Origin of the sequence: Neobacillus sp. GCM10027624 (assembly GCF_042675345.1) — a bacterium.
GTDB lineage: Bacteria > Bacillota > Bacilli > Bacillales > Cytobacillaceae > Neobacillus > Neobacillus cucumis_D.
Genome location: NZ_JBHTHD010000018.1, coordinates 1 through 26,701 on the forward strand (window position 1 = coordinate 1; position 26,701 = coordinate 26,701).

The following is a 26,701-nucleotide window of genomic DNA, read 5'->3' on the forward strand; positions in this document are numbered from 1 at the left end:
CATACCGAACACGGAAGTTAAGCTTCTCAGCGCCGATGGTAGTTGGGGGCTGTCCCCCTGTGAGAGTAGGACGTTGCCAGGCAGAATTAAGATCAACCTGTTCAAGGTTGGTCTTTTTTGATGGTTAAAGAGTTTTCTTTCATATTTAGATTAAGACCGTCTGAGTTGATCTGGGCGGTTTTTTTTGCCTTTAAGCATGGTGATAGTTTTTTCCGTATTCTTATTTTTTATCAGATTGTCCAATCCCTTTTGATATATCAGCATAGTATGTACTAACACTAAAACTAAGAAGGGACCATTATGAAGTTTTTAACTAGTTTTTTTAAAATAGGGATTGGTTCGAATCTCGTTGTATTTCTTGCGATGATGCTTCTTCCTGTTTTCATTGTTACGGACCAATTGGATGTTTTTGAGAAAATCATTTCTAATATTTCGGAAAAATAAAAGCTGCCTATAAACATGGGCAACTTTTTTGTTTTATAGGGTGGTTTCTGCTGCCTTATTACTGCACCTATTACATTAATCATATTCAAACTAAAAAAACCACCCTTGGGTGGTTTAGATGATCAATCTAATCTAGTTCCGGCTGCCATTCTAATAATTCCTGTTCTGATAGAAGTATTACTTTATTGCTATTTATATATTCTTTAAGGTTGCTTTCGGATTGTTTCTTCATTACTTCTGCAACAACAAAAACAATGAATGGGGTTCCTTTTCTTCTCGTTGTTAGGTGGTAAACCTGCTCCATCGATTCGAGCTGGTCTAATGTTTCTTCGAGTGAAACCGGGTTTGCAGTTCTGTAATGAATGCCTACCATAATATCAGGCTTGTTATGGATTTTGCTTAATAGCAGAATATCATACGAGACCTCTGCGATCTTCTTATCACACACTAGATTATATTGATGACTATACTTGGCTTCTAGCTTTTGAATGATTGTTTTTTCAATGTTATAGTAAGTCTTTAAGATAGATGTACTGTTTTGTTGGATTCCTTCAACTGAATTTGGCAAAGGTTTGAAATGGTCCAAAGGTAGGTTTAGGATTACCTCTTTTGTTTGCATTTCAGCCTCTTCACCCAACATGAAATCTCCACCATCGTGTTGGTTGGATGTTATCTTGCTTCCTTTTAGTATGGCGGCAGCCTTTTCTTGGGGAGATTTATCCTGTAATTCTATTTCTAATTTTTTATTGGCAAGTTCTTGAGCTATATTCTTTAGCTTCTGGCTATTATCGATGTCTCTTTGCTTTTTCCACCAGGGATAAATCCCTATCACAATTAATACTGCGCCAATGATTATTAAAAGGATGGATAGATAAGGTAAGACTGAAAATAGGTAATAAAGAGATTCGTTTTTTAGCCCGATCACTCGTTGTGATTCATTTGTAAAAGTTAAAAGCGTCTTCTTTGGCAGATACAAATCAAACTTTTCCTTCATAAGCATCCAGGGCAGGGCAAAAGCAAAAACGATTGATCCTAACCCAAGAGAGACCAAAAACTTATGCACATCACTAAAGTCTATGTTTTTCGTACTTGTCCCCCCTTTTATACCATAGGGCAATTTTCCTTTTAAGGAATTTTTATAATAACTTATGCCTGTTGTTGATAAAAGATGTCCTTAAAAAATAGTAAATTAAGACTATAAAATTATTTATCTCCTCATTATTTTGACACAATTTATAATCTATTTTCAGTATGATAAGACCGCAAGTAAATTTTATCTGTGGAGGAATGTATGAAGAAAAAACTGGGTGCATCAATAGCTGCTGTTGCGTTGGCAAGTTCACTGTTCTCAACTACTTCTTTTGCAAAAGAAAACAATGGAAATGCTTATGGGAAAATTGATTTGGTTGGTCTAGGGGATTCTATTACATTTGGTTACCATTTAGGGGATGATACTAAGCCTTCGTCATTAGCTTTTCCTTATCTTATAGGGGAAGAGAAGGGATTAGGAGTTCGAGACTTAGGTAATGTCGGCTGGACTTCTAGTGATCTGTTAAATGCCATTAAAACGGATAAAAATTTCAGACAATCTATTAAACATGCTAATTATATTACGTTGGATATTGGGAGCAATGATTTCCTTAAACCGCTCCTTCCGTACCAAAGTGAAATTCTTCGGGCTGCTAGTACAGGAAATGAAGAAAAAATAACGCAGCTTATACAACCATTAGTTGGATCAACTCTACTTACTTTTACGAACAATTTAAATCAAATTATCAAAGAAATTTCAGCACTTACGGATGCACAGATTGCAGTATATAACATTTATAATCCATTTCAACCAGATCCAACTCATTTAGAATCATTTCAATCCCTTTCAACCATGCATTTCGTTTCTGATCCTCTAATATCAAAAGTAAATCAAGCTATTGCTATGGTTGCCTTGCCAACTCAATATACAAATATAAAGTTAGTAAATGCACATAGTGCTTTTGAAGGACATCCAAAATATATTATTCAAGGAGATATACATCCAACTAAACAAGGGCAAAAGATACTAGCAGATTTAGGTGAAGAGGCTTTATTTGGATCAAAATAATGTAAACCCAAAAGTCCACCGATTATAATATAATGTGAATATAATCATAATAGTAGAAGAGGCAAATCTCAAGATTTGTCTTTTTTTGCATGCATCTTTCGGCAATCTTTTTACTTAAATATAGATAGAAATCCCCATTTATCCGTATATATAAAATTTAATTTGACATAAACAAATTATCGTTATATGATACAATTCGTAATGTTTCCGATTTATTGATTTCTAAAAAACATAAATTCTACTAAATAATTATCCGTTTTAAATCGTAATGATTACTAATTAAAAGGTAATTGGAGGGAAATAGAACATGAAACAAATTATATACCCATTGATTATTTTGGCTTTGTTGTTAAGTGGCTGCTCAAGTGCAGTACAGACTAATGGCAAGAAAGCTAGTGATGGAACAAAAAAGATTCATATTGTCACGACTTTCTATCCAATGTATTATTTTGCCCAAAAAGTGGCTGGCAACTCAGCAAACGTTGACCTATTAATACCGAACGGTGTAGAACCTCATGACTGGGAACCGACTGCGAAGGATATGGCTAAAATTCAAGATGCAGATGTGTTTATCTATAATAGCCGTTACTTTGAATTATGGGTTGATAAAGTATTAAACAGCATTGATCAATCAAACTTAACTGTTGTTGAAGCAGCGAAAGGAATTCCATTGACGAATGCAATAGATTCAGACGCAGATGAAAACCATCATGAACATTCATCATCCAAAGACCCACATGTTTGGCTTTCTCCTGTGTTAGCTGAGCAAGAGGTTGACAATATTGCACAAGCTTTAGAGAAGAAAGATCCCAAAAATAAAGTGCAGTATGAAAAAAATGCTTCGTCTTTTAAATCCCAACTCGTTGATTTGGATCATCTATTCAAAGAAACCATCGCTAAGGCGAAGAGAAAAGAATTTGTTACACAACATGCTGCATTTGGATATTTAGCCAAACAATACGGTTTAACGCAAATCCCAATCGCAGGATTATCTCCTGATGTGGAACCAAGTCTTGGAAAATTGGCTGAATTAGCTGATTTAACGAAGAAGAAAAATATAAAAATCATTTATTTTGAGGGACTTACTTCCTCTAAAGTGGCTCAGACGTTAGCGAAAGAAATAGGTGCTAAAACAGAAGTGCTTAACCCATTAGAAGGATTAACAAAAGAAGAACAAGAAAAAGGTCTTGACTATATAGGCGTCATGAAAAAAAATCTAGAGTCATTAAAACAATCCATTTCAGATTAATTCTCATATGAGAAGGTGCTTCAAAAAGGTGGTTAATCGACAAAATTCGGGTGGTCACCACCCGAATTTTGTCAATTAGTTATTAAATAAATACATCTAAAATTAAAGTTAGTCCAAATGCGACGAAGGATAGGATGGTTTCCATTACGGTCCAGGTTTTGAAGGTTTCTTTTACGGTTAGTCCAAGGTATTCTTTTACTAGCCAGAAGCCTGCGTCGTTGACGTGGGAGAGCATGAGTGATCCGGCTCCTGTTGCAATGACGAGTAATTCTAAGTTTACACCTGACATATGGGCAACAACTGGTGATACGATTCCAGCCGCTGTTGTTAAAGCAACCGTTGCTGAACCCGTTGCAATCCGGATTAGTCCAGCTACTAGGAAGGCAAGGACAATAGGTGATAAGGAAGCCTGTTCCGCCATCTTGGCAATGGCATCACCAACACCGCTGTCAATGAGAATTTGCTTAAAGCCTCCGCCTGCACCAATGATAATGATAATGGAAGACAGTGGCAATAAACACTCATCTGTTAATTTTTTCAATAAATTTTTATCCATTCCTTGGCGGTAACCCAAGAAGAAGTAAGCGGCAAAGCAAGAGATTAATAGAGCAATGACAGGGCTTCCAATAAATACTAGGAACCTTTCTATGAATCCAGGTAATGAAAGGTAAGGTGCTACTACGGTTAGAACCATTAAAAGAACTGGTAACAAGATAATAAAGAAGGAGATCCCTGTACCTGGCAATTGATTTGACTTTGTTTCAACGCGAATTAGTTCTGGTTCTCCAACAGGAACCACCCGTTTGTGAACCCATTTTGCAAAAATAGGACCGGCAATTAATGCGGTTGGAAAAGCAATGATTAAGGAATAAAGAAGAACATGTCCCATATTGGCATTATAAATTCCAATTGCTGTCATTGCACCTGGATGTGGCGGGACTAAACCATGTACAATCGATAATCCGGCAAGAACAGGAATCCCGATCAATAGTATGTTTTGCTTTGTTGATTTTCGAATCGATATGACTAATGGTAGGAGGATGACTAATCCAACTTCAAAAAATACTGGAATCCCGATAATAAAGCCTGAAAGAAGCATCGCCCATGGCAGTTTCTTAACACCGAATTTTCTGATAAAGAAGTCTGCAACTTGCATTCCGGCACCTGAATCTGACATCATTTTTCCTAAGATAGTACCAAGAGCTAGTATCCCAACTAGGTGTCCGAGAACAGCTCCGACCCCTGTTTCATACCCGCTGACGATTTTATCCATTGGCAGCCCTGAAAAAACAGCTAAAAATAAGCTTGCTACGGTTAAACTGATGAAGGCATGCCATTTCCACCACGATACACCTACGATAACAATGATGATTGCCACGACTGTAATGCCCAGTAAATATAAATTCATAATTTTCCTCTCCCTTTGAGAAATCGCTTTCATTTCTCGCAATAAAGGCCGTTACTGTATGGAATCATTATAGGTAACAATATAGTTTTGTTTTGCTGTATTATAGTACCCTTCACTATATTCCAATACATTCCCCGCTTCATCGCTAGAACGTCGTATTCTTTTTAATACCGCTGCGTCTTTTTCCAGTTTTAATGTTTCACTAATATGAGCAGGTGCAAGGGATACCGCGAACTCATCCCGAAATGATTCAAGACGAATATTATGATCCTCTAAAAAGCGATACAATGAATTAATCTGCAGATCCTGTACCTCTTCATCACTTAAGTCCAGTAAAATGTAGTGAGTAAAGTAAATATACGGTTCATTGTCCAATAAGTAGATCCGCTCCATTTGAATGCAGGAATCCCCAAATATAGAGTAAAGGAACGATTCCGAAGACAATTCAACCTTCTTTATGCTGACTATTTTTTTTGTAATATGATGGCCTTCCTCTACCAAAACTTCAGTAAACCGTTTTCCCTTTGAAAGCTTTGCGATGGTAACATTTGCAATCACTTTCGTTCCTTTACCGCTTTTCTTTTCAAGATAGCCTTCTTGAACCAGTTCTTTAATCGCATTCCGAACGGTAATTTTGCTTACATTAAACTCTTCTTCTAATTGAGGCTCGGAGGGAATGTTTGTGTGAATCGCATATTCACCATGTAAAATACGATCTTTCAAGATTTCTTTAATTTGTAAATACAATGGACCTTTTTTTCTGTTCACATTCATTCCCTAACTCCTGCCTTTACCTTTTTATATCTTCAATTGTTCCTGCCATGGCTGACAGGATTTCCGTTTCTGTTGACATCGGGGTATCCCCAACAATGGTACATGCGAGCATACCTGCAGCGGCTGCAAACTGGACTGTTTTCTCAGCTGGAAAACCAGCTAATTCTCCATGTAAAATCCCACTAGTATAAGCATCGCCAGCACCAATTCTATCATATACAGAAAAAGAAATGTTCTCTGAAAATATAAACGACCCCTTTTTAAACATGTATCCTCTTAATGAATGGGTGTTGTCCCGATTAATTGCTCGATGTGTTCCCGCAATCGTTTGAATCCGATACTTTTCAGCTACTTTAGGAATCAGCTCTATAAGCTGTTCTTCCTTTGAGTTTTTTTCTGTCTCCATTCCTAAAATAAACATCGCATCTTTTTCATTCATCATCACGATATCGGCTAAATCAAGCATCTCTTCATAATGAGGTTTTGCTTTTGTATAGCCTCCGTCCCATAAGGATGGGCGGTAATTACAATCAAAACAGACAAGGCCGCCTTTTTCTTTTACTTTTTTAGCCAGTATTTTCATGCTCTCACGGACCTGATCGGTCATCGCAAGCGTGATCCCGCAAAAGTGGATAATATCCGTACTTTCAGCAATCAAATCGAGGTCATAATCAGAAACGTGAGCTGTATTAAAACTGCTTTCCAATCGATTCGTATAGGTAACACGGCTTGCACGCTGTCCAAAGCCATTTTCTAAGAAATACATACCCACATATTTGCCGCCTCTGGAAATGAAATCTCTCCTAATTCCTAAGCGCTGCAAGAAAGAGATAGCCGCATCACCTAAAGGATTATCCGGTAATTTTGTCACAAGATATCCATCATAGCCAAGTTTGGTCATGGCAGAAGCAACGTTTACTCCCGTGCCTGAAAAAGAGTATTGTAATGTGTTCGCTTGTGTCAGGAGTTCATAACCCGGCACCTGCAAACGCATCATCACTTCTCCAAATGCAACGATTTTTTTAGGCATATTGAGCAACCAGATCTTTTGTGATGGCTAATAATTTTCTTACATCTTCCTCATTCGTCTTCCCAGTCTCTTTATTAATAATTGACGAATACACATGAGGAATAATTTTAGGCACATTTGCTTCTAAGGCGATTTCTAAAATTTTCGCAAAATTATCTAAATCAATTCCGCCCGTGGGTTCTAACGCAAATCCTTCCTCACCGCACGCCTTTGCGACAGCACGAAATTCATCTTCATGTTTTAAGCCCTTCATCGGGAAGTATTTCAATGCATTTCCACCCATATCGCGAACAAGTGCAATCGCAGCTTTTATTGGGACAATCGCTGTTTCCTCAGATCCGGCACTGATAGGGCCAGTAGAAATATTTACGTACCCAACTTTTCCAGTTGGAGAGACAAGGGAGTTAATCCAGCTATCTTTTGCTCCTAAATTTGCCCGTGTAGCTCCTACAGCAGGGAAGACCTGATTAATATGGCTTCCAGGATAATATTTAGCAATTTCTGCGACAATTGCAGCCTGCTTATTATCACCAGCACCTAATCCAATCGATACCGCTTCATCAATAGCTACTCCATATTCTTTCATAGCCGTAACCGCGGCCTCTACAGTCGGATAATCCTTTGAAAGTACACCTACTAACACATGTCCTTCCGCAGCTTCAAAAACTTCCTTTGCATTTTCAATACTATTAGCCAGGACATTCAAAGCCACACGATTTTGATAAAAACGTTTTTCGATGTTCATCATATTTCTCCTCCCAGAATTGATTTTAATCTCGCTTCGATTACATAGATGTCATCACCTTGCAGCGGGCGTGGATCAATATCAAAGAATCCTTGGCGAATTCCGTAATCCCTTGTGTAGATGGCAATATCCCCATTCTTTAGCTTGTCATTTACTTCTTTTGCTGTTGTTTTGGTCACAGAAGGATCAATTTGAATCCGTGCTCTAAAAATAGCTCGGCCAGCTTCATCTTGTACAATTGTTACTTTTACACCCTCTAGATTTGAAAGGGATGTAAGCACTTCAAGACTGGCTTTTTCTTTTTCGCTATTGTCTTTTTTGACAAAATATTCATCCAATGCCTGCAGGAGGCCAAAGGTGGTTTCCTTCCCAACCTTCATGCTTCTTCCAATACAATGAAGCTGGACTTTTAGCCATTCGATATATTTTTGCTTTCCAGCAACGATTCCAGACGTTGGTCCTTCAATCGCTTTCGAACCGCTATAAATGGCTAAATCGGAAACTTGAACATATTTTTTCAAATCTTCTTCAGCAGCGGCGTCGACGATGAGAGGAACGTTATGTGCCTGTGCAACTTCCCAGGCTTCTTCAACGGAAATCATATTTTTTTGAACAGCATGATGAGATTTTACATACAAAATTGCAGCTGTATTCTCTGTGATTGCATCTGCGATATGCTCGGCTTTTCCTTCATTGGCATAGCCAACTTCAACAAGCTTCCCGCCCCCAAGAAAAACCATGGTTTCGACGGGTGCTCCATATTGGACATTATGGCCTTTCAGCATGATGATCTCATTTTTTTGAATATTTTCTTGGTGAAGTCGTTCACTTTTCCGACGGTTTCCTTCAGTGACAATTGCCGCTACGGAAAGAGCAATTCCACTTGATGCAGAGTTTACGACAACCGCTGCCTCGGATTGAATTAGAGCGGCAATATGTTCGCCTGCTTTATCAACTAAATCAGCGATCTCAACGTAATTTTGTCCGCCAATTTTCATTGCTTCCATTACTGTATCTGTTGGGGCTGAAACGCCTAAAATACTCATTCTTCCGCTTCCATTAATCACTCTTTTTAAACCATATTTAGCATTCAATGTATTCTCCATTGATCACCACTCCTTTTACAACAATCTTTTGGTCCGCTTGTCGTTCTTCGCCTTCAGAATCCAGCAAGGTAACCGCTTGATCTTCCACTGAAAATAATGTGAGGTTTGCGATATCTCCTGCTAAAATTCTCCCAAGTGCTGGCTTTTTTAACCACTTGGCTGCATTAACGGTAACAGCATCAATGACCTCTTTAAGGGGATAACCCATATACAAAAACTTTGTTAAAATGTTTGCCATGTTATAGACAGGTCCATGGAGCCGATTTTTTCGATAGATATCTGTACTGATCGTGTTAAAGTGAATCCCATGTTCTTTTGCCTGCTCCGCTGTTTGGAAAGAGAAGCTTGCATTCCCATGACCAACATCCAAATGAACTCCTCGTTCGATTGCATTCATAAGCTTTGGAAGTGGTTTTCCAGATTCCTCAAATAAATTATTGGCTTTCCCATTTAAGTAATGGGTAATCACATCGTTTTTCTCGAGTAAATCGAGGACCTCATTAATATCCGGAGGACCTGATCCAATGTGAACCATAAGCGGTAAATCGGTTTCCTTTGAAAACTCACGAGCTATTTTTAAAGGTTCGACACCGTTGGGACCAACCACGCTTTTGCTGATCCTTGCTTTGAGTCCGACTATAAAATCTTTGTTTTCTTTTACGGCATTTCGTAATTTTTGTTCATCCAGCCAAGAAAGATCCGATAGCTCATCGATTTGCTTTAAACCGATTCGTGAAATATTCAAGAAAGCGAATACATTTGTTTTGGCCTTTTTCGAATTGCTCACCAAGTCATGTATTCGATCGGCTCCGGTGCTTCCGGCATCAATAATGGTTGTTACACCTAATTTATAACCAATCTCGTCAATATCATCTCCATACGGATCGAATTCCGGAAAGGCGTGTACATGCATGTCAATCCATCCACTGGAAACATAGACTTTGCTTTTAAAATCGATGATTTTTTCTCCGACTCCAGTACCCGGCGGAGCAATTTCTACGATTTTTTTGTTTTCTACTACAATATCTGCAGCAGTTTCATCTGTCATTTTTACATTCTGCAGAACGAACCTTGCTGTCATTTTTAATCATCCCTTTTGGTAAGCCTTAATCAAAGTAAAGGGTTCATTGTCCGTTTACTTTTTCTCTTTGCAAAATTAGATTAACACGTATTTTTGAATCAGTCAATATAACGTTATAATGTTTAGTTTCTAATAAATGGCAATTCCTGTATTGATTCTCTCCAAAGTATGGTCTTAACTAAAGTGGATTAGTCATAGAGGCTTTTTAGGATATCAACACTAAATTCGATTTTATAAACAATAAAGCAGGTCGACATCTCTAAAAATTCCGAAAAACGGGAATATTTAAAATCGATTTCCAGAAATCAGGAATTTTCCGTCTTTTCGGAATGAACGAATGAGGCTGTTTCTGTAAGTATCTAGTTTTTTACATTGGCACGATACTTGCATTTATTAGAATAGCGCATGAACTTATGAACATTTTAAGGGGGTGCATGAAGGAGAAACATCGTTTATAGGCGGCAGATGGATTGATGGGGGATCACAGAAGAACTTAGTGTCCGCTTTTCTAAGGAAGTTGTTTGGACCAAAATGATACCGTTTTCATAGAACTTGGGTGGGGTCTATGATAGACAAGAAAAATAATTACGGGTTCATGAAAAAATTCGTAAAGAGAAGGAACGAACTTTAAAAGGGGGATTCATATGGATTTATTCGTCATTTTACTAGCACTTGGGCTGTTAATGTTTGTTGCTTACCGCGGTTATTCTGTTATTTTATTTGCTCCGATTTGCGCACTCTTAGCGGTTGTTCTCGTTGCTCCAAGTCATGTTTTACCTTTCTTTTCCGGTGTGTTTATGGAAAAAATGGTGGGCTTTATTAAGTCGTATTTTGCTGTCTTTTTATTGGGGGCTATTTTTGGGAAGGTTGTTGAAATGTCGGGGATTGCAGAATCCATCGCTAGGACGATTGTCCGCCTGCTTGGAGCCAAACGGGCGATCGTAACGATTGTCCTATTGGGGGCCATTTTAACTTATAGCGGTGTCAGCTTGTTTGTAGCTGTGTTTGCCATCTATCCATTTGCTGCTCAAATGTTCCGACAGGCAAATATTCCAAAAAGACTTATTCCAGGTACGATCGCACTCGGTGCCTTTACGTTCACAATGGATGCTTTACCAGGAACACCTCAAATTCAAAACGTTATTCCAATCGCTTTCTTTAAAACCAATATCTATGCTGCACCAACCTTAGGGACGATTGGCGCTATTTTTGTTTTTATTGTCGGTTTGTTGTATCTGGAGATGAGAAGAAAACAAGCGGAAAAAGCGGGTGAAGGGTATTACGGGTTTGAGGCTGAAACCGCAGCTGCATTGGAAAAAATGAAAGAGAATCCAAACGAAGCGGCAGGTCCGGATTTAACGGCAAAGCAGCCGCTTGGAAAACAGATCTTTGCCTTTGTTCCGCTGATCCTTGTCGGGGTCATGAATAAAGTGTTTATTACCTATATCCCGAAATGGTATCCAAACGGATTTGATTTTTCAGCGATTGGCTTGAAAACGTATACAGTGGATGTGACTACGACTGCAGCGATATGGGCGATTATTATGGCACTGATCGTGGGGATTCTTACTTCGCTTCTTTATGATTGGAAAAAGGTGACGAAGAATTTGAAAGAGGGACTAAACACATCTATTGCTGGCTCTCTCTTAGCCACTATGAATACTGGTGCGGAGTACGGGTTCGGTGGAATTATCGCGGCACTTCCAGGCTTTGCTAAGATTAGTGGAGGTATTTCAGGGACCTTCCATAATCCACTTGTCAATGGCGCAGTGACTACGAGTACGCTTGCCGGAATAACGGGATCGGCATCCGGCGGTATGGGGATTGCCCTTGGTGCGATGGCTGATAAGTATAACCAGGCGATTGCGGCTGCTAATATTCCTCCGGAAGTGATGCACCGTGTTGTAGCAATGGCATCCGGCGGTATGGACACCCTTCCGCACAACGGAGCAGTTATTACCTTGCTTGCTGTTACAGGGTTAACACACAAGCAATCTTATAAAGATATCTTTGCCGTAACGATTATTAAAACCATCGCTGTGTTCTTTATCATTGCCCTTTACACCCTCTTTGGCATTGTTTAAGGGGGAGACTATTATACTCGTAAATTAAGGAGAAGCTATCATGACAAAAGCATTAGAAGGAAAAACAGCATTTATTACCGGCTCCGCAAGCGGGATTGGGCTCGAAATTGCTAAGACATTTGCCCATGAAGGAGCAAATGTAGTGATTTCAGACTTGAATGCTGAAAAAAGTGAGCAAGTGGTATTGGAATTAAAGGAGCTGGGATTTAAAGCATTAGCTGCTCAGTGTGATGTGACCGACGAGGAAGCTTTTAAGAATGGGATTGAATTGGCACAGAAGACTTTTGGAAAGATTGATATTTTAGTCAATAATGCCGGGATGCAGTATGTTGCACCGATTGAAGAATTCCCAACGGAAAAATTTAAATTACTGATCGACATTATGCTAACAGCTCCATTTATCGGAATCAAAAACGTATTCCCGCTCATGAAGGAGCAAAAGTTTGGCAGAATCATCAATATGGCCTCCATTAATGGAGTCATCGGGTTTGCTGGCAAAGCGGCCTACAATAGTGCTAAGCATGGGGTGATTGGTTTGACAAAGGTGGCAGCCTTGGAGGGTGCCGAGCATGGAATTACGGTCAATGCTTTATGCCCGGGCTATGTGGATACACCGCTTGTCAGAAATCAATTAGCTGATTTAGCCAAAACAAGAAATGTAAGCTTGGACAGTGTGATTGGAGAAGTCCTCTTGCCGCTTGTCCCACAAAAAAGGCTATTATCTGTATCTGAAATTGCTGACTATGCCGTCTTTTTGGCGAGTGATAAAGGAAGAGGCGTAACAGGGCAAGCTGTGATCTTGGACGGCGGTTATACGGCGCAATAATTCGTCCGGAAGCTGGACGGGTGTTTTAGTAAAATTTTGCTAGGAATGGATAGCTTTCTTTCCTATCTTCGAAGGTCTGCCTTTTTGTTATAATAAGGTAAAAAAGGTGACGAGGTGGGAAAGAAAGTGAATCCAGGATTTGAACGAGTTCCTTCTAGTTGGCATGAGCAAATTATTAATCTACTAGCTGAACGAGTCGTCATCGTCGATCGTGAGGGAGTTATTCTCTATATCAATGAAGCCTATTGTGAGTTTATTGGAACAACGGTTGAAAAAGCGCTGGGACGTCCAGCAGTCGATGTGATTGAAAACTCACGAATGCACATTGTTACTAAAACAGGGGAAAAGGAACTAGCTTCGCTTCAACCCATTAACGGCAGTGAAATGATCGCCAATCGTTTTCCGCTTTTTGACAATGGGGAAGTAGTTGGGGGCCTTGGAACCGTGATGTTTCGCAACCCTGAGGAGTGGCGGATGTATCAAAGCAAAATTCAGCATCTTGTGGAAGAACTGAAGTATTATCAAACTAAAATTCAAAAGGACATGAAGAGTAAATACAGCTTTCAAGATTTAATTGGGACCAGTTCCACGTTTCTTGCTGTAAAAGAACTTGCTAAAAGAATTTCCAACAGTAATTCTTCTGTCTTACTGATTGGCGAGTCTGGAACGGGAAAGGAATTATTTGCTCATGCAATGCATGATAACAGCGTTCGTGGTTTCTCCCCGTTTGTGGCGATCAATTGTGCATCTATTCCGGAGCATTTACTTGAGTCGGAGCTTTACGGGTATGAGGAGGGCGCGTTTACGGGAGCAAAAAAAGGCGGCAAGAAGGGGCAGTTTGAACATGCGAACGGGGGAACCCTTTTTCTTGATGAAATCGGGGACATGCCTCTTTCTATGCAAAGTAAACTGTTAAGGGTTCTGCAGGAGAAAGAAGTGCGGCGTGTGGGCGGACATAAATCGATTCCAGTGGATGTCCGAATCATCGCTGCCACCCACCGAGATTTAGAAAAGATGGTAGAGGAAGGAAACTTTCGTCAGGACCTATACTATCGCTTAAATGTCATAAAAATACAAATTCCTCCTCTCAGGAAGCGGAGTGAGGATATTCCTTTGATTTCGAGGAGCCTTTTAAAAAAATTGGAAAAGAGGTTCTACCGAAAGGGAATCGAACTATCGAATGAAGTGCAGGAAAAACTCATGGAGCACACATGGCCAGGCAATATTCGGGAGCTTGAGAATGTGCTGGAGCGCTGTATTAATGTGATCGACGGCAAAACGATTCAACCGAATCACTTGCCATTGTATTTACGCGACCAAGAGCCCAAGTTAGATCGTCAAGACCAACTAAAACCAGCAATTAACATTGAGACAGCCGTATCGTCTTTCCCTGTTCAACCCTTAAAAGAAGCCTTAGCTCTGGTTGAAAAACAAGCCATTCAACAGGCGCTGGCGGTCACGGACGGAAATAAATTAGAAGCTGCCAAGCTGCTTGGAATTAGTAAAACTAGTTTTTATGAAAAATGCAAATTATATGATGTCAAATAGCAATGTCACCTAGATGGAAAAGCCACAGGAGGGAAGTCAAAAATGATTCAACATATTTCCATTATTGGTTCGGGTGTAATGGGGAGCAGCATTGCCCAATCTTTTGCTGCTAGTGGTTACACTGTCATGATTCATGATTTAAATGAAGAGTTATTACAAAAAGCAAAGATGCGGATTCTTGAAAATGTTTCACTGATGGTGGAGGAAGCTGGTCTGAATGTGGGGCAAAAGCAAACTGTTTTAGCGAATATTCACTATACAGCAGATTTGGAAGAAGCGGTTAGGGAAGCGGATTTTATCCTTGAAGCGATTCCGGAAGTGATTGAGTGGAAGTGGGAGCTTTACGAAAAATTGGAACGACTGATGAAAGCAGATGCGATTGTGGCCTCCAATACGTCGACATTTCCCATCTCACGTTTAATGGAAAAGGCAACTTTTGCCGATCGGATGATGATTACGCATTTCTTTAATCCAGGCCATTTAGTCCCTCTCGTTGAACTGGTAAAGCATCCTCAAACAAAAGAGGCGGTTGTGGATGCGACAATGGATCTGATTCGCCGGATCGGTAAATCGCCCATTCTCCTAAAGAAAGAGATTTCCGGCTTTATTGCGAACCGTTTGCAGACCGCCTTAATGCGGGAAGCCTTTTATTTGTTAAAAGAAGGTGTAGCCAGTGCACGGGATATCGATACAGCCATCACAGCCGGACCAGGATTCCGCTGGGCGTTTACAGGGCCGATTGAAATTGCCGATTTTGGCGGCCTTGATACATGGCAGCGCGTGTTTGAAAATGTAGCGCCTGATTTGGATCAAAGTGTGGTGGCCCCTAAAGTCATCCAAGAATTGGTTGAACAAGGGAAGCTTGGAACAAAAACAGGCGAAGGCATTTATCCATATGACAATCAACTCGTTTCCCAAAAACTGAATGACCGAGACCGCAACTTTATTAAACTTGGAAAAATGAGAGCCAAAGGCATTCCACAACAGGTAAAAGTTTAATAGATAGGTTGTTTTCGTATAGGTTGTTGCCTTTATCCGCGAATTGAGGGGTTTTATCCGCGAATTCAACCGCTTTATCCGCGAATTGAAGGATTTTATCCGCGATTCCATTTTAATAAGACCAAAAAAATAGGATTGAAAGGTGATGATTTTTAATGGAAAAGTATAAAACGATTGATTCAATAGAAGAAGCGATTCAGGATATCCAAGATGGAGCAACCATCATTGTTGGCGGCTTCGGTCTATCCGGTATCCCTGAAAAGGCGATTCTCGCTTTACGTGATAAAGGAACAAAGGACTTAACGATTGTCAGCAATAACTGCGGTGTAGACGATTGGGGACTTGGTCTTTTATTAGAGAATCGGCAAATTAAAAAAATGATTTCCTCCTATGTCGGCGAAAACAAACTTTTTGAACGCCAATTTTTGAGTGGTCAGCTTGAGGTAGAATTAGTGCCACAAGGGACACTCGCAGAGAGAATTCGTGCCGGCGGTGCTGGAATCCCTGGATTTTATACGGCAACTGGTGTAGGGACACCGATTGCGGAAGGAAAAGAACATAAAGTGTTTAACGGACGGACCTATATTTTGGAAGAAGGAATTATCGGAGATTTTGCGTTTGTAAAAGCATGGAAGGCAGATCCGCTTGGAAATCTAATCTATCGAAAAACAGCTCGCAATTTTAACCCGCTCGCTGCTATGGCCGGAAAGGTTACCATTGCCGAAGTCGAGGAAATCACACCAATCGGCGGGTTAGATGCCGATCACATTCATACCCCTAGTGTTTTTGTTCAAAGAGTCTTCCTCGGAACGAACTATGAGAAGCGAATTGAAAGGCTTACAGTTAGCAAGGCATAGAAAAACTATTTGGGAGGAGAATACGCGATGAGTGAAACGAGACAAAGAATTGTAAAACGGGCGGCACAAGAGATTCAAGATGGAATGAATGTGAACCTAGGAATTGGAATGCCAACGCTTTTGGCAAATGAAATACCGAAGGATTATAATGTATTGCTACAATCCGAAAACGGATTATTAGGGATTGGACCCTATCCGTTTGCAGGGGAAGAAGACCCAGATTTAATTAATGCAGGAAAAGAAACTGTTACGACTGTGCCAGGTGCTTCCTATTTTGATAGTGCGGAATCGTTTGCGATGATTCGGGGCGGACATATTGACCTTGCCATCCTTGGCGGTATGGAGGTTTCTGAAACCGGAGATTTAGCCAATTGGATGATCCCAGGTAAAATGGTCAAAGGAATGGGCGGTGCAATGGATCTTGTTCATGGCGCCAAACGCGTAGTCGTGATCATGGAACATGTAAATAAACATGGTGAATCAAAGGTAAAAAAGGCATGTTCTCTGCCATTAACAGGTCAACAGGTGGTTCACCGCTTAATTACGGACCTGGCCGTCTTTGATTTTACTCCGGAAGGTATGGTCCTAGTCGAAACACAAGAGGGAGTTTCGGTAGAAGAGGTAAAGGAAAAGACAGAAGCTGCTTTTTCAGTAAGTCCGGAATTGCTGTTAACAAAATAAAATCATCATCCTAAGAAAAGTGTTTACGCACTTTTCTTTTTTTATTTTCGGTTACCTTTACATTTGAACATTATGAGTGTCGAAATTTGACGAAAAATATATTATATTGTATACGCTTTCAGTTGTTAAGATAGTTTAGGTTAAAAATTTATAATATTTAGTTTTCCGTAATTAATTTGAAAAGTCTTTTATTCTAACGGGAGGTTCCATCATGCACCAAAATGGCGTAGAAAAAAAGGAGAAGGGAATTAGCGCAAAAACGGTTCGATTAAGTATTGAGGTTCCAGAATGTATTCGTGATGAATTTCGAGACGCAGTTGAGAAAAATGGAAAGTGTATGAAAGATGTTCTTAGGCTGTATATGCAGAAATACATATGGAAACAAAGCGAATTACAAAGAAACCGGGAAAAACGTCGTCAAAGTATTGTTAAAAATAAAAATGGTTTGGCCCTTATCAAGGAGTGATAAGGGTTTTTTGTTGGTTAAGTTTAATTTTGTGATAAGTTGTGGCGGCCAATTTGCAGATATCAACAAATTTTTGAGAGATATCAACACAAAATTAGATTATATCAACACTTTTTGCCCGGATATCGACACAAATTCCGATTATATCAACAAATTTTCGCAGGATATCAACACTTTTTGGGGATATATCAACAATTTGGCAGGTTATCTACAATTTAGGACAATGTTCGTTTTCAAAAACGGTTTGTGGTGATTTTAATCATACGTATGAAATGAATCGAATTGTGTCTTTATTAAGACTTATATGTCAAAGATTATCGTGTGATGTATAATATTCTTTAAGAAGGAGGTGAGTTGAATGAATGAGGGAAAAATGGAAGAAATGTTATCTAACCTAGTGACGATAGTAGGCGGTATGAATGAAACGTTACAAGGCGTCCAAGAAGAAGTACAAGGCCTAAAAGGAGAAGTGCAGGGCTTAAAAGGAGAAGTAAAAGGCGTCCAAGGAGAAGTACAGGGCCTAAAAGGAGAAGTGCAGGGCTTAAAAGGAGAAGTAAAAGGCGTCCAAGAAGAAGTACAGGGCCTAAAGGGTGAAGTACAGGGCGTCCAAGGAGAAGTACAGGGCTTAAAAGGAGAAGTAAAAGGTGTTCAAGGAGAAGTACAAGGCCTAAAAGGAGAAGTGCAGGGCTTAAAAGGGGAAGTAAAAGGCGTTCAAGGAGAAGTACAGGGCTTAAAAGGGGAAGTAAAAGGCCTAAAAGGAGAAGTGCAGGGCTTAAAAGGGGAAGTGCAGGGCTTAAAAGGGGAAGTAAAAGGCGTTCAAGGAGAAGTACAGGGCCTAAAAGGAGAAGTACAAAGCATCAAAGAGGAAATCCAGGTTGTGAAAACGGAACAGCTATCTATGAGTAAAAAACTGCAAATTATAGTAGAAGACCAAGCTGCTGTCCGTGAAAATCAAACGATCATGGATGGAAAGTTGACTCAAGTGATAAATAAATTGACTGATATACAGGCGGACCAAGACCTTATTTGGAAGAAGTCAGTCCAAAATGAAAGAGATTTAGCAAAACTCAAAATACATCTTCAACTTTAACCTCAGTTTTTAACTCCAAATTGTTATTTTCATATGAGAACTGAACGTCAGTCCCATGACGTATTGGGGTTGGCGTTTTTTTATTGGGCTGGGCAGCCTTTGGGGGCGACCATTTTAAGGTTATCAACAATTTTTCGCAGGATATCCACATAAAATTAAATTTTACCCACAATTTTTTCAAGGATATCAACACAGATTCCGACCTTATCCACATATTTTCTGGATATATCCACATAAGACAGAATATTTACAGAAGTGAGCAAAATAAAATGGCGTGGAAAGTTTCCCACGCCTGGAAATCTCCGATTTTTGTTAAAAACCCACTCCTACTTCACCAGCCGGTATAACCTCAATGGACGGCCCACGGTTCCGTATTGCTGTTCTTCCATCAATTCATGTTCTTCCACCAAATGAGAAAGATACGTTCTTGTCGTGGATAGACTAACACCGGCTAATTTGGCAATTTGATCGGCGCTCAAGGGACTGGCTGAAGTGGTGAAGCACTTTTTTATTTTTTCCAATGTCCGTAAATCAATACCTTTTTGATAGAGTGGGAGTGCAGTTGATTCCGAGATTCGCAGCTTTTTTAAATCATCTACAGTTCCTTGATCCAAAAGATCTCACTGACGGTTATATTTTGATCTGAAAAATCCTTATACAGCTGATCGAGCTTTTCCGTGAAAAACAATAAGGAAGGGGTTTCCAAATTAACTTCAGGAGAAAACCTAGCCACTAATTCCTTGTTGTGCAGAACGATGCTTGTTTGAGCAACCTTTGATGGAGCAATGACAAACCATTTCCTGCCTTGGCCGATATCATTCTCTGAAATGCGGTAAAACCTGGTAAAAATCTAGCTACCGTTTTTGGTAGCTATTCTTTTTGTACTAACAGGGAAGGGATATCAACACAGATTTCGATTTAATCGGCATTGTTGCAGGATATCTACAAAAGTGGACCGGTTTTCTCCAAATATTTGATTTTTTCTACAAAAATCTATAACTTATCTACGAAACGTCTAGAATTAATTTGGTCTTTTTTAGTAATCAAATCATAGCATTTTTCTTATTATCTAGAAAAATAGACTGTTAGCCTGATATGAGAAGTATTAATTTACATCGCTACAACCTTTTTAGCTACAGAATTAGATTCTAAGACTTCATTTAATAAAGAGATTAGATCTGAAAAAAACGTCGATTGAATATTCGGAAAATTAATTGACAAATTTAACAAAAAATATTATTGTTTTAACATGAAATATGTTAGAAATAGGCAAAAAGAGATATTAGAGATGTTAAATCAAACAGATAAGGTGTTAATTTCAGATCTAAGTGAACACTTTAAAGTTTCGGAAATGACCCTAAGAAGAGATTTAGATGTTCTTGCCCAAAAAGGAGTGATAAAGCGAATCAGGGGTGGAGCAACGAAAATTAATCAAGGGTCCTATGAAATGCCTTTTGAAATGAGATACGAAAAGGATTACGATGCCAAAAGTGCTATTAGTAAAAAGGCAGCAAGTATGATTAGGGATGGTGAGACAGTAGTTATCGATACGGGAACAACAGCTTTAGCTGTAGCTGAGGAATTAATGGAGCGAAGCAATCTTACTATACTGACCTTTAGTCTTAGGGTTGCTTGGATCTTAGCCGACCGTCCAAATATTAATTTAATCGTATTGGGTGGTATTGTGAGAAACGGGGAGCGGTCCATGGTTGGAGAAATAGCTGAAAATGTGTTCGATCACTTTTATCCAGACACCTTTATTATGGGGGTTGGTGGAATTGATCCCGAATGTGGATTTTCTGATTTTAATATCGATGATGTAAAAGTTAAACGAAAAGCCATAAAATCATCACAACGAACCATTGTAGTGGCTGATGAGGGAAAAATTGATAAAAGAGCATTTGTAAAAATTGCTTCGATTAATGAAATTGATACTTTAATAACCAATAAACCTATAAATATGGAAAAGGTAAATCGCCTAAAGAAAAATGATCTTACCGTAGTGTTAACTTAATCGGATTTAAACAAAAAGTGGGGATTTGATGGGAAAATATATTATTGGAATTGATATTGGGACTACAGCAACCAAATTAGTTCTGGTTCATAAAAGCGGCTCAATTGTAAATAGTGTGTCAAAACCGATCCACCTATATACGTTAAAACCTGGGTGGTCTGAGGAAGATCCCTTACAATGGTGGGAAAATGTAAAAGAATTGTTACCAATTCTTTTACACGAATCCCATGTGACTGCAGATCAAATCTCGGCAGTTGGCGTAAGTGGAATGGTACCAACATTAATATGCTTAGATAAAGATGGAGAACCAATCAGATATTCTATTCAACAGAATGATGCACGTGCATCAGAAGAGATTTTCAACTTATCAAAGCTAACCTCAGGATATAACATACTTCAAAAAACAGGCTCCGAAATAACACAGCAGTCAATTGCACCGAAGATTATGTGGTTAAAAAAACATGAACCGCATGTTTTGGAGAAAACAGCTTCGATTTGTGGCTCCTATGATTACATCACACGCAAATTAATTGGAAAACAAAAAGAAACTTTGGAAGCCAACTGGGCTTTGGAAAGTGGATTATATAACTATCAAACTGGGCAATGGGATGATTTTATATTAGAAAAGGCAGGAATTCATAAAGATTGGCTCGGTCAAGTCTACCCTTCGCATCAAGTGGTTGGAACTGTTCAAGGTGATCATGGTACATGTTTAAAAGATGGTACACCTGTGGTTGCAGGGGCAGCAGATCATGTAGCTAGTGCATTCTCTGCAGGTCTCATTGAAAATGGTGATCTTTTAATCAAATTAGGAGGGGCAGGTGATATTTTATTATCATCCTCCCTTCCCATTTCTGATCCAAGATTGTATTTAGACTTCCATTTAGTACCTGGACACTTTTTGCCAAATGGATGTATGGCTTCTAGTGGCAGTTTGATCCGCTGGTTTCAAAGAGAAGTAGCGAATGGATGTCCGCTGGAAAAGCTTGATCAAGAAGCGGAAGCGACTGAAATTGGATCAGATGGCTTGATTACACTTCCTTATTTTCTAGGAGAAAAAACTCCTATCAATGATTCTAAAGCAAGGGGGATGTTCGTAGGTCTTCACCTTGGACACACTCGTGCACATCTATATCGCTCAATATTAGAGGGAATTGGATTCGGATTTAACCATCATATTGAAATTTTCCGCGAACTTGGATTTACCTTGAACAGAGTTAGAATTACAAATGGTGGTTCAAAATCAAGATTTTGGCGGCAGATTATTGCTGATATTACGGGTTTGACGCTTGAATCAATTATTGAACATCCAGGGTCCTCCTTAGGTGCTGCATTTATTGCGGGAATGGGAGTTGGTGACTTTGAATCCTGGTCAGACATTGACAAATTCATCAAAATAGAAGAAAAAATTGAACCAAATCAAGAAAACAATAAAAGATATAAAATTTTATATGATGTATATCGGTCTGTATATCCCAAGCTAATCAAAGAGCAACATATTTTAGCTGATTTTTTGAGTAAGGAGGAGAAGGCTTAATGGGGACTAATAAAGGCCTGGCAGTTGTTACGGGAGCGGGAAGTGGAATTGGTAAGGCAATTGCAAAACGATTAGCCAATGACGGTTTTGTGGTAGGAGTAACCGATATTGACTTGAACTCTATTAATCAAGTAGTCTCAGAAATTAAAGAAAGTGGCGGTGTGGCAAAGGGTATTTACTTAAATGTAACTGACAAGGATTCGATAACTAGTGCATTAGATCAACTTGTTAAAGAATTTGGAAACTTACAAGTTTGGGTTTCTAACGCAGGTGTTTCCTCGATGAATCATTTTGTTGAATTAAGTGATAAAGATTGGGATTTTAACATGAACATCAATGCAAAGGGAGTATTTTTATGCGGTCAAGCAGCAGCCAAAAGATTTATTTTCCAAAATGCAGGTGGCAAGATTATCAATACTGCTTCTATGGCAGGAAAACAAGGGAATGTTCCTTTTTTAAGTCATTATGTTGCATCTAAATTTGCTGTTGTCGGACTGACTCAGGCCATGGCGCATGAATTGGGAAAGCACAAAATTACAGTGAATGCTGTTTGTCCTGGGTTTGTTTCTACCCCGATGCAGCAAAGGGAATTAGAATGGGAAGGAAGTTTAAAAGGTCAGTCAGCGGAAGAAGTAAAACAAGGAATGATTGATGTAACGCCACTCCGTCGTTTGGAAAAACCAGAAGATGTTGCAAAAGTGGTTTCTTTTTTAGCAGGTCCGGATTCAGATTTTATTTCAGGTGAAGCCATAGCGGTTAATGGTGGCGCTTTTATGGATTAATTCAATATTAGTTGAAAAAAGGGGTGGAGCTAATGTTAAAGAAATTATTTTGTTTTGTACTAATTTTCATATTATTAGCAGGGTGCAGCACAGCAAAAAAAACAGAAGGAACTGAAGGGAAAGTTGTATTAAAAGCACTAATGGAACAGGTCCCTGATTCGGATATCGTGAAGAAAATGGTAAAAGATTTTAATAAGGATAATCCAAATATTCAAATTGAGATTGAAATGCTTTCTTATGATCAAATCAGGGATAAGCTTGTCTCTTCCTTTTTAGCACCAAAATCTGCTTATGACATTATTGTAGTTGATAATCCTTGGATGTATGATTTTGCATCTGCCGGATACTTAGAGCCACTTGATAAAAAAATTGAAGCAGCCGGTAAAGATTATAATTTTGAAGATTTTTCAGCTCCTCTAAGAAAGATTGCTACTGTAAATGGAAAAGTATATGGTGTTCCTTTCTATAATTATGCCACAGGTTTGATTTACAGAAAGGATGAATTTTCCAAAAATAAATTATTGGCCCCTGAGACTTTAGATGAGTTACAAGCTGCAGCAAAGAAGCTTACCAAGGAAGGCAAATATGGAATTGCCTCACAGCCGCAAAAGGGATATAAGATTTTGGAAGAATGGTCAAACTGGTTGTTTGCTGCTGGTGGCCAAATCCAAGATGAAAAAGGAAATATTGTACTTGATTCCCCTCAGGCAAGAGAAGCTTTAACAAAATATATAGAAACCTATAAGAATTCGGCACCGCCAAACAGCTCGAACTGGGCATTTGATGAAGCGATGAGATCAGTTTCGAGCGGTGAAAGTGCGATGACAATAAATTATAACTGGATGTTACCAACATTGAATAATAAACAGGGACCAGCAGGAGATTTAGCAGGAAAATTTGATCTTGCTGAAGTACCAGGTGGAAAAGCTGCATTAGGAGCATGGTATTGGTCCATTCCTGCGAAGACTTCCCATAAAAAAGAAGTATGGAAATTTATCCATTGGATTACTTCAAGTAAACAAGAAGTTAATCGTGTGATTCTAGGTGGTGCTCCAGTCAGAAATAGCGCAATGGATAATTCACAAGTATGGGAAAAAGGGTACGGAGAAAGTTATTATAAAACTCTTAAGAATATTTTAGAAGATGCTGTCCCGCTTGCTGATGGACCAAATGCAGAAGAAACAATTCAAGTCATTGGAACTGAATTGAACGCAGCTGTTAATGGTCAAAAAAGTGTGGATGAAGCCATTAAAGATGCTGCTGCTAAGGCAAAGGAGACATTGGAAAAATGATGAAGAAAAGCGGTGAAGGAAGAAAGGGATCTTTCTTCCTGTTTTCTTACAAATGGCGGATGATCTTGCCCTTACTGGTTCTTATGTTTGTTATCTTAGCATATCCGCTTGCTTACTCGTTTTGGATTTCCCTAAGGGACTTTTCAATTACGAATCCAGGTCAAGATCATTTTGTTTGGTTTAGCCAATATACTAAAATCTTTAGTGATTCACTATACTGGGCCGTTTTCCGTAACACGATCATCTTTGTGATTTTAGCTGTCAGCTTCGAGTTATTATTCGGTATGTTAATCGCACTTTCATTAAAGCGGCAAGTAAAATTCAAAAACCTTACACGTTCCATCATTTTAGCTCCCATGTTTATTACACCTATTGCTGTAGGGTTAATGTTTAAGTTTTTACTTAGTGAACAATTAGGATTTATTCCAGCAATTTTTAAATCAATGGGTTTGTCGATAAACTTCTTTGGTCCCAATACAGCATTAATTACATTGGCTTTTATAGATGTTTGGCAATGGACACCCTTTATGGTCCTTATGCTTTTGGCAGGACTCGAAAGTCTCCCGGAGGAGCCTTTTGAAGCAGCGTATGTAGATGGGGCAAATAAGTGGATGGCTTTCTGGAATATTACAATGCCTTTAATGCAACCAATTATTATTGTAGCTGTCCTTATCAGGGCGCTAGATGGATTAAAAGTATTTGAATATGTTTATGCCATCACCAGGGGTGGACCTGGAAATGCTACTGAGACCTTACAGTACCACATCTACAAACTTGGATTTGGATATTATCGCCTTTCGGAGGCCTCTGCAGTTGCATGGACAGTTGTTGTAATTGTGATGCTCGCAATTGTCATCATGCTTAGAGGGCAAAGGAAGGAGGAATCCTCCCGATGAAAAGCTATCAAAAAGAGACTCTATTCAATAAAACTTTTCGAATACTATTTTTGTTTATAGTTATGGTTTTTGTTTTAACACCTTTTGTTTGGGTCATTTTATCCTCATTAAAAACACCTTCAGAGCTTAATAAACCAACAAGTGTGATTTTTACTCCTGTTTTTAATAATTGGTTCCATGTGTTATCCGGAGATATTCCTATTAACTTTGTTAATAGTTTAATAGTAGGTTTTATTTCAGTCGGAATTTCATTACTTGTGGGTCTGCCGGCGGCCTATTCAATTAGCCAATTTAAAACTGGCGGCAAAATTACACGTTTTAGCATTCTTATTTCTGAGATTGTTCCTTCAGCCGTTTTAGTCGTACCTATTTTTTTAGTTTCTTATTTTTTAAAGGTAAACGGTACATTAATTCCTGTTACAATCGCCCATTTAACCTTTGTTTTACCAATCGTGACATGGTTTTTAATCGGTTTCTTTGATTCTGTTCCAAAATCACTTGAGGAGCAGGCATTGATTGATGGGTGCGGAAGGTTTGAAGCATTTAGAAAAGTGGTTTTACCTCAAGTGCTTCCGGGAATTGGAGCTGCGAGTATTTTTGGTTTTGTTCTTTCTTGGAATGACCTTTTTTATGCTCTTATTTTAGGCGGGGAGGATACGCAAACTCTTCCGGTTGCGATTTCAAGTTTTGATACCTTTCGGGGTGTTCAATTGGGTGAAATGTCAGTGGCCATTTTAGTTTCGGCAATCCCTACTATTATTCTATCCTTCTTTATTCAGAAACGTCTTATTAAAGGAATGGGCGGAGGAGCAGTGAAAGAATAGTTAATAAATAAATTGGAAAGCGGGAGAATCATGCAAGGAAATTATGAAACCGAACTAAGTATTGCCATGCAAGCGCTCAAATCATCTGGATCCATTCTTATGAAATGGTTAAAACCCTTGAAAGAAGAATGGAAAGGGGCGATAAATCCTGTAACCTCAGCAGATAAGGAATCGGAAAGAATTATTGTTGAAGCCATTCAGCATGCTTTTCCAGATGACATCATTATATCTGAAGAAATGAATCCGGTGGACGAAAGCGTGGTTGAAAATAAAAGGAGATGGTATCTTGACCCTCTTGACGGTACAGTCAATTTTATGAGAGGACTACCACATTGGTGCATTTCCATTGCATTGGTAAATGAGAATAATCAGACTGTCTGTGCCGTTGTTTATGATCCATCCAGGGAAGAAGTATATTCGGCCATTAAAGGAAAGGGAGCATGGTGTAATGGGGAAAGGCTCCAGGTGTCTCAAATAACTGAACTAAATCGTTCTGTAGCTGCTTCAGGTTTTCCTTATTCCTTTGAAAATCCGGAAACCAATAATTTATGGGAATGGACCAAAATCACTCCACGTGTACTAACGATGAGATCATTAGGGGCTGCTGCGAAGGATCTTTGTGAGGTGGCAAAAGGAAGAATTGATATTTTTTGGGAGCAAGACCTAGAAAGATGGGATATAACGGCAGCCTCCTTAATCTGTAACGAAGCAGGTGCAACGGTAACAGATATGAAGGGAATCACACTTGAAGGACCTGGGAATCATGTCATTGTCGCAAATTCTTCATTACATCAACAAGTTCTTGAGCTTTTTAAAGACCGTTAAACAAAAGTAGATTCATAGAGTATGAATGTAAGAAACTAGGTAATT

The 26,701-nt window shown here is 39.1% G+C and carries 26 protein-coding genes and 1 rRNA gene; 19 read left to right on the forward strand and 8 right to left on the reverse strand.

The features are described from left to right. Both rrf and ACFQZ9_RS25100 read left to right on the forward strand, forming a co-directional pair. Positions 1–82: ribosomal RNA gene (rrf, locus tag ACFQZ9_RS25095) — 5S ribosomal RNA — on the forward strand; the annotation flags it as partial. A gap of 218 nt (positions 83–300) precedes the next feature. Continuing rightward, positions 301–444, forward strand: coding sequence for a hypothetical protein (locus ACFQZ9_RS25100; protein ID WP_198313725.1), 144 nt, complete (start codon positions 301–303; stop codon positions 442–444). A gap of 127 nt (positions 445–571) precedes the next feature. Here ACFQZ9_RS25100 and ACFQZ9_RS25105 read toward each other — a convergent pair whose 3' ends face one another. Continuing rightward, positions 572–1,507, reverse strand: a complete 936-nt coding sequence (locus ACFQZ9_RS25105) for a hypothetical protein (RefSeq protein ID WP_498946104.1) — start codon at positions 1,505–1,507, stop codon at positions 572–574. A 228-nt stretch (positions 1,508–1,735) separates the two neighbouring features. On the opposite strand from ACFQZ9_RS25105, the gene ACFQZ9_RS25110 reads away from it, so the two are divergent. Next, positions 1,736–2,542 (forward strand): GDSL-type esterase/lipase family protein, encoded by an 807-nt coding sequence (locus ACFQZ9_RS25110; protein WP_498946106.1) that lies wholly within the window; start codon positions 1,736–1,738, stop codon positions 2,540–2,542. Between the two features lie 307 nt (positions 2,543–2,849). Beyond that, positions 2,850–3,791, forward strand: a complete 942-nt coding sequence (locus ACFQZ9_RS25115) for a metal ABC transporter substrate-binding protein (protein ID WP_498946107.1) — start codon at positions 2,850–2,852, stop codon at positions 3,789–3,791. 82 nt (positions 3,792–3,873) lie between these two features. On the opposite strand, the gene ACFQZ9_RS25120 is transcribed toward ACFQZ9_RS25115, so the two are convergent. Genes ACFQZ9_RS25120 through ACFQZ9_RS25145 form a run of 6 tightly spaced genes read right to left on the reverse strand, consistent with a single transcriptional unit; the run spans position 3,874 to position 9,935 of the window. Beyond that, on the reverse strand, positions 3,874–5,199 hold the full coding sequence (locus ACFQZ9_RS25120; protein ID WP_498946108.1) for a GntT/GntP/DsdX family permease: 1,326 nt from the start codon (positions 5,197–5,199) through the stop codon (positions 3,874–3,876). Positions 5,200–5,250: 51 nt separating this feature from the next. After that, positions 5,251–5,973 (reverse strand): GntR family transcriptional regulator, encoded by a 723-nt coding sequence (locus ACFQZ9_RS25125; protein WP_498946109.1) that lies wholly within the window; start codon positions 5,971–5,973, stop codon positions 5,251–5,253. Positions 5,974–5,989: 16 nt separating this feature from the next. Beyond that, the gene (locus tag ACFQZ9_RS25130; RefSeq protein WP_498946111.1) at positions 5,990–7,003 is read right to left on the reverse strand and encodes a sugar kinase; all 1,014 of its coding nucleotides are present in this window, start codon (positions 7,001–7,003) and stop codon (positions 5,990–5,992) included. Next, positions 6,996–7,751, reverse strand: a complete 756-nt coding sequence (gene dagF / locus ACFQZ9_RS25135; RefSeq protein ID WP_498946113.1) for a KDGP aldolase family protein — start codon at positions 7,749–7,751, stop codon at positions 6,996–6,998. Before dagF ends, ACFQZ9_RS25130 begins: the two co-directional genes overlap by 8 nt. Further along, positions 7,748–8,854 carry a DgaE family pyridoxal phosphate-dependent ammonia lyase gene (locus ACFQZ9_RS25140; protein ID WP_498946114.1) on the reverse strand — a complete coding sequence of 369 codons (1,107 nt, stop codon included), beginning with the start codon at positions 8,852–8,854 and terminating at the stop codon, positions 7,748–7,750. Before ACFQZ9_RS25140 ends, dagF begins: the two co-directional genes overlap by 4 nt. Continuing rightward, a complete protein-coding gene (locus ACFQZ9_RS25145) occupies positions 8,832–9,935 on the reverse strand; it encodes an amidohydrolase/deacetylase family metallohydrolase (RefSeq protein WP_498946115.1) in 1,104 nt (367 codons plus the stop codon). The genes ACFQZ9_RS25140 and ACFQZ9_RS25145 overlap by 23 nt, the downstream gene beginning before the upstream one ends. Before the next feature lie 644 nt (positions 9,936–10,579). On the opposite strand from ACFQZ9_RS25145, the gene ACFQZ9_RS25150 reads away from it, so the two are divergent. From ACFQZ9_RS25150 to ACFQZ9_RS25185, 8 genes are all read left to right on the forward strand, one after another. Then, positions 10,580–12,019 carry a GntP family permease gene (locus tag ACFQZ9_RS25150; RefSeq protein ID WP_498946117.1) on the forward strand — a complete coding sequence of 480 codons (1,440 nt, stop codon included), beginning with the start codon at positions 10,580–10,582 and terminating at the stop codon, positions 12,017–12,019. 40 nt (positions 12,020–12,059) lie between these two features. Further along, complete coding sequence (locus ACFQZ9_RS25155) at positions 12,060–12,845, forward strand: 3-hydroxybutyrate dehydrogenase (RefSeq protein WP_498946118.1); 786 nt, start codon at positions 12,060–12,062, stop codon at positions 12,843–12,845. A 126-nt stretch (positions 12,846–12,971) separates the two neighbouring features. Further along, positions 12,972–14,393, forward strand: coding sequence for a sigma-54 interaction domain-containing protein (locus ACFQZ9_RS25160; RefSeq protein ID WP_498946120.1), 1,422 nt, complete (start codon positions 12,972–12,974; stop codon positions 14,391–14,393). A 42-nt stretch (positions 14,394–14,435) separates the two neighbouring features. Next, the gene (locus ACFQZ9_RS25165; protein ID WP_498946122.1) at positions 14,436–15,392 is read left to right on the forward strand and encodes a 3-hydroxyacyl-CoA dehydrogenase family protein; all 957 of its coding nucleotides are present in this window, start codon (positions 14,436–14,438) and stop codon (positions 15,390–15,392) included. Between the two features lie 155 nt (positions 15,393–15,547). Then, on the forward strand, positions 15,548–16,249 hold the full coding sequence (locus ACFQZ9_RS25170; protein ID WP_198313733.1) for a CoA transferase subunit A: 702 nt from the start codon (positions 15,548–15,550) through the stop codon (positions 16,247–16,249). Positions 16,250–16,276: 27 nt separating this feature from the next. Continuing rightward, positions 16,277–16,930 (forward strand): CoA transferase subunit B, encoded by a 654-nt coding sequence (locus ACFQZ9_RS25175; RefSeq protein ID WP_498946124.1) that lies wholly within the window; start codon positions 16,277–16,279, stop codon positions 16,928–16,930. A 211-nt stretch (positions 16,931–17,141) separates the two neighbouring features. Next, positions 17,142–17,396 carry a hypothetical protein gene (locus ACFQZ9_RS25180; RefSeq protein ID WP_498946126.1) on the forward strand — a complete coding sequence of 85 codons (255 nt, stop codon included), beginning with the start codon at positions 17,142–17,144 and terminating at the stop codon, positions 17,394–17,396. Positions 17,397–17,754: 358 nt separating this feature from the next. Then, the gene (locus tag ACFQZ9_RS25185; RefSeq protein WP_498946128.1) at positions 17,755–18,486 is read left to right on the forward strand and encodes a hypothetical protein; all 732 of its coding nucleotides are present in this window, start codon (positions 17,755–17,757) and stop codon (positions 18,484–18,486) included. A 326-nt stretch (positions 18,487–18,812) separates the two neighbouring features. On the opposite strand, the gene ACFQZ9_RS25190 is transcribed toward ACFQZ9_RS25185, so the two are convergent. Continuing rightward, the gene (locus ACFQZ9_RS25190) at positions 18,813–19,100 is read right to left on the reverse strand and encodes a response regulator (RefSeq protein ID WP_498946129.1); all 288 of its coding nucleotides are present in this window, start codon (positions 19,098–19,100) and stop codon (positions 18,813–18,815) included. A 635-nt stretch (positions 19,101–19,735) separates the two neighbouring features. Between ACFQZ9_RS25190 and ACFQZ9_RS25195 the strand changes: the two genes are divergently transcribed. From ACFQZ9_RS25195 to ACFQZ9_RS25225, 7 genes are read left to right on the forward strand one after another with little or no spacing between them, the layout of a single operon-like run. Next, complete coding sequence (locus ACFQZ9_RS25195) at positions 19,736–20,500, forward strand: DeoR/GlpR family DNA-binding transcription regulator (protein WP_498946130.1); 765 nt, start codon at positions 19,736–19,738, stop codon at positions 20,498–20,500. Between the two features lie 28 nt (positions 20,501–20,528). Further along, positions 20,529–22,037 (forward strand): FGGY-family carbohydrate kinase, encoded by a 1,509-nt coding sequence (locus tag ACFQZ9_RS25200; RefSeq protein WP_498946132.1) that lies wholly within the window; start codon positions 20,529–20,531, stop codon positions 22,035–22,037. Next, positions 22,037–22,819 (forward strand): SDR family NAD(P)-dependent oxidoreductase, encoded by a 783-nt coding sequence (locus ACFQZ9_RS25205; RefSeq protein WP_498946133.1) that lies wholly within the window; start codon positions 22,037–22,039, stop codon positions 22,817–22,819. The genes ACFQZ9_RS25200 and ACFQZ9_RS25205 overlap by 1 nt, the downstream gene beginning before the upstream one ends. Positions 22,820–22,851: 32 nt before the next feature. Continuing rightward, positions 22,852–24,111, forward strand: a complete 1,260-nt coding sequence (locus ACFQZ9_RS25210) for an ABC transporter substrate-binding protein (RefSeq protein WP_498946135.1) — start codon at positions 22,852–22,854, stop codon at positions 24,109–24,111. Further along, positions 24,108–25,007, forward strand: a complete 900-nt coding sequence (locus ACFQZ9_RS25215) for a carbohydrate ABC transporter permease (protein ID WP_498946136.1) — start codon at positions 24,108–24,110, stop codon at positions 25,005–25,007. The genes ACFQZ9_RS25210 and ACFQZ9_RS25215 overlap by 4 nt, the downstream gene beginning before the upstream one ends. Further along, positions 25,004–25,831 (forward strand): carbohydrate ABC transporter permease, encoded by an 828-nt coding sequence (locus ACFQZ9_RS25220; protein WP_498946138.1) that lies wholly within the window; start codon positions 25,004–25,006, stop codon positions 25,829–25,831. Before ACFQZ9_RS25215 ends, ACFQZ9_RS25220 begins: the two co-directional genes overlap by 4 nt. Positions 25,832–25,861: 30 nt before the next feature. Next, entirely contained in the window at positions 25,862–26,656 is a 795-nt protein-coding gene (locus tag ACFQZ9_RS25225; protein WP_498946140.1) for an inositol monophosphatase family protein, read from the forward strand. Positions 26,657–26,701 lie beyond the last annotated feature (45 nt).

What these genes read in the sequence shown, in the direction of transcription:
- ACFQZ9_RS25145 (WP_498946115.1), bottom strand. Translation starts at nt 9,935, where the DNA reads ATGACAGCAAGGTTCGTTCTGCAGAATGTAAAAATGACAGATGAAACT.
- ACFQZ9_RS25225 (WP_498946140.1), top strand. Translation starts at nt 25,862, where the DNA reads ATGCAAGGAAATTATGAAACCGAACTAAGTATTGCCATGCAAGCGCTC.
- ACFQZ9_RS25180 (WP_498946126.1), top strand. Translation starts at nt 17,142, where the DNA reads ATGCACCAAAATGGCGTAGAAAAAAAGGAGAAGGGAATTAGCGCAAAA.
- dagF (WP_498946113.1), bottom strand. Translation starts at nt 7,751, where the DNA reads ATGATGAACATCGAAAAACGTTTTTATCAAAATCGTGTGGCTTTGAAT.
- ACFQZ9_RS25165 (WP_498946122.1), top strand. Translation starts at nt 14,436, where the DNA reads ATGATTCAACATATTTCCATTATTGGTTCGGGTGTAATGGGGAGCAGC.
- ACFQZ9_RS25110 (WP_498946106.1), top strand. Translation starts at nt 1,736, where the DNA reads ATGAAGAAAAAACTGGGTGCATCAATAGCTGCTGTTGCGTTGGCAAGT.
- ACFQZ9_RS25155 (WP_498946118.1), top strand. Translation starts at nt 12,060, where the DNA reads ATGACAAAAGCATTAGAAGGAAAAACAGCATTTATTACCGGCTCCGCA.
- ACFQZ9_RS25205 (WP_498946133.1), top strand. Translation starts at nt 22,037, where the DNA reads ATGGGGACTAATAAAGGCCTGGCAGTTGTTACGGGAGCGGGAAGTGGA.
- ACFQZ9_RS25185 (WP_498946128.1), top strand. Translation starts at nt 17,755, where the DNA reads ATGAATGAGGGAAAAATGGAAGAAATGTTATCTAACCTAGTGACGATA.
- ACFQZ9_RS25200 (WP_498946132.1), top strand. Translation starts at nt 20,529, where the DNA reads ATGGGAAAATATATTATTGGAATTGATATTGGGACTACAGCAACCAAA.
- ACFQZ9_RS25195 (WP_498946130.1), top strand. Translation starts at nt 19,736, where the DNA reads ATGAAATATGTTAGAAATAGGCAAAAAGAGATATTAGAGATGTTAAAT.
- ACFQZ9_RS25130 (WP_498946111.1), bottom strand. Translation starts at nt 7,003, where the DNA reads ATGCCTAAAAAAATCGTTGCATTTGGAGAAGTGATGATGCGTTTGCAG.
- ACFQZ9_RS25220 (WP_498946138.1), top strand. Translation starts at nt 25,004, where the DNA reads ATGAAAAGCTATCAAAAAGAGACTCTATTCAATAAAACTTTTCGAATA.
- ACFQZ9_RS25150 (WP_498946117.1), top strand. Translation starts at nt 10,580, where the DNA reads ATGGATTTATTCGTCATTTTACTAGCACTTGGGCTGTTAATGTTTGTT.
- ACFQZ9_RS25175 (WP_498946124.1), top strand. Translation starts at nt 16,277, where the DNA reads ATGAGTGAAACGAGACAAAGAATTGTAAAACGGGCGGCACAAGAGATT.
- ACFQZ9_RS25115 (WP_498946107.1), top strand. Translation starts at nt 2,850, where the DNA reads ATGAAACAAATTATATACCCATTGATTATTTTGGCTTTGTTGTTAAGT.
- ACFQZ9_RS25215 (WP_498946136.1), top strand. Translation starts at nt 24,108, where the DNA reads ATGATGAAGAAAAGCGGTGAAGGAAGAAAGGGATCTTTCTTCCTGTTT.
- ACFQZ9_RS25170 (WP_198313733.1), top strand. Translation starts at nt 15,548, where the DNA reads ATGGAAAAGTATAAAACGATTGATTCAATAGAAGAAGCGATTCAGGAT.
- ACFQZ9_RS25125 (WP_498946109.1), bottom strand. Translation starts at nt 5,973, where the DNA reads ATGAATGTGAACAGAAAAAAAGGTCCATTGTATTTACAAATTAAAGAA.
- ACFQZ9_RS25140 (WP_498946114.1), bottom strand. Translation starts at nt 8,854, where the DNA reads ATGGAGAATACATTGAATGCTAAATATGGTTTAAAAAGAGTGATTAAT.
- ACFQZ9_RS25100 (WP_198313725.1), top strand. Translation starts at nt 301, where the DNA reads ATGAAGTTTTTAACTAGTTTTTTTAAAATAGGGATTGGTTCGAATCTC.
- ACFQZ9_RS25210 (WP_498946135.1), top strand. Translation starts at nt 22,852, where the DNA reads ATGTTAAAGAAATTATTTTGTTTTGTACTAATTTTCATATTATTAGCA.
- ACFQZ9_RS25120 (WP_498946108.1), bottom strand. Translation starts at nt 5,199, where the DNA reads ATGAATTTATATTTACTGGGCATTACAGTCGTGGCAATCATCATTGTT.